Origin of the sequence: Fusicatenibacter sp., from assembly GCF_050872605.1 — a bacterium.
Lineage (GTDB): Bacteria > Bacillota > Clostridia > Lachnospirales > Lachnospiraceae > Fusicatenibacter.
On sequence record NZ_JBNMHD010000077.1, the window covers coordinates 1 to 4,434 of the forward strand.

Here is a 4,434-nt window from a genome sequence, read left to right on the forward strand (position 1 = left end):
ATGCAAAAAATTCAGCACCGCAGAGCGTGAATTACTGCGTCACAGATTTTCGTCGTACCCCGGTACGCCTTCAAATCTGTTCCTTGCAATTCGCGCTCTGCAGCACTGCCTTTTTTGCATTATTTTCGGGTCTTGCTATAGTGGGAAAACGAAGCCCGTGCGACGATATTCTCCATCTCGCCCCATTTTTCTTCCATATCCGCCACAAGCGCGATCTGCGTCCGCGCCCGCACGAGGTTGTGCTCCGGGTAAGCGGTTTTGAAGTAGGTATCACCCATCAGGTAATCAGCGAGAAAACGGATGCCGCATTCGAGGGTCATCAGTTTTGCGCCCATCGGCAGCATCTCGACCTCCGCGCGGGTCAGGGAACCGGCACAGCCTGCGAGAAAGCCCTCTGTGTAGCTTTCAAAGAGCGGAAGGGAAAGAGACACTTTCGAGACATCCTGTTCGTCCTCAGCGGCCGTATTCGCGCCGAAGCGGATGGAATCGCCGAAGTCAAAGATCGACAGTCCCGGCATGATCGTGTCGAGGTCGATGACACAGATGCCTTCGCCGGTTTTGTCATCGATCATAATGTTGTTCAGTTTCGTATCGTTGTGCGTTACGCGGAGCGGCAGCTCGCCTGAAGCTTTCATACGCTCTGCAACACCGTAGTCATCGGCGTGATCAAGGAAAAACGCCATTTCCTCTGAAACGTTTTTGATCCGTCCTTTCGGATCCGCCTGTGCCGCCTGTAAAAGTGCCTGATAGCGGAGCGGTGTGTTGTGGAAATCCGGGATCGTCTCAAAAAGAGAGGCGGACGGGAAATCGGAGAGCATCTGCTGAAAGCGGCCGAAAGCCTTACCGGTTTCGTAAAACAGCTTCGGATCAGTCACGGCGTCAAAGCAGGACGCATCCGAAATAAAGAGAAACGAGCGCCAGAATTCTCCGCGCTCATCCACGAAAAAACAGGCACCGTCCGTCGTCGGGATCAGATTCAGCGTCTCGCGGAGCGGATCTCCGCCTGCAGCCGTGATTTTTTTCCGCAGAAACGAGGTTACCTGTGCAATATTCTGCATCAGCTCCGTTGGATTGTGGAAAACAGTGCGGTTCATACGCTGCAGAATCGATTTGCGGAGAACACCGTTTTCGGTGGAGCGGACCAGAAACGTATCGTTGATATGGCCGTTCCCGTGCGGCGTCCAGTCCGTGACGGTGCCCGGGAAGGAAAATGCGTGGACAATGGAAGAGAGCTCTTCCTGTGTGTATGTCATCATCATGGGTATAAAACTCCTTATTCTATTTTCGGGTCTTGCTATAGAAAAACCTGCTTAAGTAAAGCACACGCAGGGCGAAAAGTCAAGAAAAGGGCGCGAAACGATTGACAACGAGCGGCATTTCCGACTATAATAGACAGTAATTTAAGAAAAAACAAAACCTAAAATGCAGTGACAGGGAGGAGTACCTGGCGGCGCAAAGCAAAGAGAGGAGATGGCTGGTGAGAATCTCCGTGAGCGTGCCTGCGGAAGTAGCCCTCGAGCAGTGGACTGAACAGAAAAAGCGGACAACAATGTTTTCCAAGTAGGCTCCAACGTCATTCCCACGTTACCGGGATGCCGTATCGGATGAAACGTTTAAAATCCTGTACGGAATGAGCAGAAGAGGATTCTTCTGGAATTCAGGTGGTACCGTGGATGGAAACATTCTCCCTGAACGTAAGGCACAGAAAATTGTGTCTTACGTTCAGGGAGTTTTTAATTTAGAACAGGAGGTTTTCATATGAAACAGATTACAGGAAACAAACTTCTGGTAAAGGCTCTGAAAGAGGAAGGTGTCGAGTATCTCTTCGGTTATCCGGGAGCCTGCACCATCGATATCAGCGATGAGCTTTACAAACAGGATGAAATCAAAATCGTTCTGCCGCGCCACGAGCAGGCGCTGGTGCATGAGGCGGATGCCTATGCGAGAACGACAGGAAAAGTCGGCGTATGCCTTGTTACCAGCGGCCCTGGTGCAACCAACCTGGTTACCGGCCTTGCAACGGCAAACTACGACAGCGTTCCGCTTGTCTGCTTCACCGGACAGGTAGCCCGCCACCTTATCGGAAACGATGCGTTCCAGGAGGTTGATATCGTCGGCATCACCCGCAGCATCACGAAATACGGCGTGACCGTCAGAAACCGGGAAGACCTCGGACGCATCATCAAAGAAGCCTTCTACATCGCCCGCACCGGAAAACCGGGCCCGGTTCTCATTGACCTTCCAAAAGATGTCATGGCAGAGCTCGGCAGCGCAGAGTATCCGAAGAACGTCAACATCCGCGGCTACAAACCGAACACAAGCGTACACATCGGCCAGTTAAAACGTGCGCTGAAAATGCTTTCCAAAGCAAAACGCCCGCTGTTCCTTGCAGGCGGCGGTGTCAACATCGCACATGCGCAGGAGGTCTTCCGCGAAGTGGCCGAGAAAACACAGGTGCCGGTTGTCACAACTGTTATGGGACGCGGCGCGATCTCCACGAAACACCCGCTGTTCATCGGAAACCTCGGCATGCACGGCGCGTATGCGGCCAATATGGCAGTCAGTGAGTGCGATCTGCTGTTCTCCATCGGAACACGTTTCAACGACCGTATCACCGGAAAGCTGCATGAATTTGCCCCGCACGCACAGATCATCCACATCGACATCGACACCGCTTCGATCTCCCGAAACATCCACGTCGATATTCCGATCGTAGCCGATGCAAAAGAGGCGATCACGAAGATGACAGAGTACGTAGAGCCATGTTCTACATCGAAATGGCTCGCGCAGATCGATGCCTGGAAAAACGAGCATCCGCTGACGATGCGGCCGAACGGCGTGATGGGACCGCTTGATATTTTCAACGCGATCAACGAGCAGTTTGATGACGCGATCATCGTCACCGACGTCGGACAGCACCAGATGCTGACAAGCCAGTACGTCGACATTACCGAAAAACGCCAGATCATCATGTCCGGCGGTCTTGGAACGATGGGATACGGCCTTCCGGGCGCGATCGGAGCAAAAATCGGCAACCCGGACAAACCGGTCATCGCGATTTCCGGTGACGGCGGTATGCAGATGAATATTCAGGAACTTGCGACTGCCGTTCTCGAGGAGCTGCCGGTTATCCTGTGTATCTTTAATAATGAATACCTCGGCATGGTACGCCAGTGGCAGAAACTGTTTTACGGCAAACGGTACAGCATGACGAATCTGCGCGCCGGTGCACTTTCCCGCCGCACGGACGGAGAAGAGTACCCGGAGTACACGCCAAACTTTATCAAACTGGCTGAGAGCTACGGCGCAAAAGGCATCCGTGTCATGAAGAAAGAGGATATCGCGGCTGCGTTTGAAGAGGCGAAGAAAAACACCAGGACTCCGACGATCATCGAATTTATCATCGATCCGGAGGAGATGGTTTACCCGATGATCAAACCGGGCGGAACGCTTGAAGATATGATTATGGACTGTTAGGAGGAGAGCGCGATGAATAAAGGAATGAAAAAAAGATGGATTTCACTGTACGTAGAAAACCAGGTTGGTGTCCTTTCCAAGATTTCCGGGCTTTTTTCCGCAAAAAGCTATAACCTGGACAGTCTGACCGTCGGAACGACCGAGGACCCGACCGTATCGCGTATGACGATCGCCACGGTCAGCGATGATGAGACGTTTGAGCAGATCAAAAAACAGCTGAACCGCATGGTCGAGGTCATCAAAGTCATCGATTTCACCGACGTGTTTGTGCGAATGAAAGAGATTCTGTATATCAAGGTATTCAACTGCAGCGCAGCTGACAAAGTCGAGCTGTTCCAGATCGCCGAGACGTTCAAGGCGAAGGTCATCGACTACGGAAAAGACAGCCTGCTGCTCGAGTTTGTCCAGACGGCGACGAAAAACGATGCGGTTGTGAAGCTGATGAAAGAGGAATTCGGCAAGATCGAGGTCGTGCGCGGCGGAAGCGTCGGCATCGAGTCGATCAATGTGATGGAGCGGTAAAAGAGAGGACGTTTTTGCGTGAACGAAAAGAGTATTACCACAATTACGTTAAAAAAGATTAATAAGAAAAGTGTGTATCAGTACATCTATGAGCACCGGCAGACGGCGAAGCAGCAGATTGTGCAGGATCTGACGATGGGGCTTTCCACCGTGAGCCAGAACCTCAACGTGCTCGAGGAGGAGGGGCTGATTTCGCGGGACGGCTTTTTCGAGTCGACCGGCGGCCGGAAAGCCCAGGTGATCCAGATCGTGCCGGAGTACCGGATTGCGATAGGTGTCGGCATTCTGAAAAATATGTTTCATCTGGCTGCGGTCAATCTCTACGGAGAGGCGATCGCAGAGGAGACGGTCGCTGTGCCGTTTGCGCAGAGTGATGCGTATTATGACGGGCTTGCGGCGGCGCTGGAATCGTTCCTGGAACGCAATGGGTATGAC

General features: G+C 52.4%; 3 protein-coding genes, 1 pseudogene and 1 other annotated feature. Of the genes and pseudogenes, 3 read left to right on the top strand and 1 reads right to left on the bottom strand.

Going from position 1 to position 4,434, the window contains the following annotated elements:
- Nucleotides 1-119: 119 nt before the first annotated feature.
- Nucleotides 120-1,259, bottom strand: a complete 1,140-nt coding sequence (locus ACY2VT_RS14120; protein ID WP_461880322.1) for a phosphotransferase enzyme family protein — start codon at nt 1,257-1,259, stop codon at nt 120-122.
- A gap of 159 nt (nt 1,260-1,418) precedes the next feature.
- Nucleotides 1,419-1,694 (top strand) — a binding site (T-box leader).
- 64 nt (nt 1,695-1,758) lie between these two features.
- On the opposite strand from ACY2VT_RS14120, the gene ilvB reads away from it, so the two are divergent.
- From ilvB to ACY2VT_RS14135, 3 genes and pseudogenes are all read left to right on the top strand, one after another.
- Nucleotides 1,759-3,477 (top strand): biosynthetic-type acetolactate synthase large subunit, encoded by a 1,719-nt coding sequence (gene ilvB, locus ACY2VT_RS14125; protein ID WP_461880323.1) that lies wholly within the window; start codon nt 1,759-1,761, stop codon nt 3,475-3,477.
- Nucleotides 3,478-3,489: 12 nt separating this feature from the next.
- Entirely contained in the window at nt 3,490-3,999 is a 510-nt protein-coding gene (gene ilvN / locus ACY2VT_RS14130; RefSeq protein ID WP_022463092.1) for an acetolactate synthase small subunit, read from the top strand.
- An 18-nt stretch (nt 4,000-4,017) separates the two neighbouring features.
- Nucleotides 4,018-4,434 (top strand): annotated as a pseudogene (locus tag ACY2VT_RS14135) (NagC family transcriptional regulator); the annotation flags it as partial.

Excerpts from the sequence above, each read along its gene's own strand:
- ilvB (WP_461880323.1), top strand. The coding sequence starts at position 1,759 with ATGAAACAGATTACAGGAAACAAACTTCTGGTAAAGGCTCTGAAAGAG.
- ACY2VT_RS14120 (WP_461880322.1), bottom strand. The coding sequence starts at position 1,259 with ATGATGATGACATACACACAGGAAGAGCTCTCTTCCATTGTCCACGCA.
- ilvN (WP_022463092.1), top strand. The coding sequence starts at position 3,490 with ATGAATAAAGGAATGAAAAAAAGATGGATTTCACTGTACGTAGAAAAC.